Below are 294 nucleotides of genomic sequence, written 5' to 3'. Positions count from 1 at the left end.
CGACGGTGGCCCCGGCATCGAGGACTCCGGCGAGCAGGTCGCGGCGCTGCCGTTCCGAGGCTCGCAGATAGGCCTCGGGGATGTGGGCGCCGAGCGTCATCAGCTCCTCGGCGAAGTCGCCGTCGCCTTCCATCCGCATGTGCAGGTCCGGGTCCTCGGAGGGCCCACCGAGCCACGCACCCAACGTGAACGGCGCGACCGGCAGGTCCGCGTCCGGCAACTGCAGCGCCGCACTGTTGGCGACGACGTGACCGTCCGCGACGGTCGCGGCCAGCTCGCCGGTGGTGCGGATCC

The 294-nt window shown here is 72.8% G+C and carries 1 pseudogene; it reads right to left on the bottom strand.

Annotated elements, in window-relative coordinates:
• Positions 1–294 (bottom strand): annotated as a pseudogene (locus tag I0Q12_RS31880) (replicative DNA helicase); the annotation flags it as partial.

It is taken from the genome of Rhodococcus sp. CX (assembly GCF_015865005.1).
GTDB lineage: Bacteria > Actinomycetota > Actinomycetes > Mycobacteriales > Mycobacteriaceae > Rhodococcus.
The sequence above is the reverse complement of the archived record's forward strand: the minus strand, read 5'-3'. Positions and strand labels throughout refer to the sequence as shown.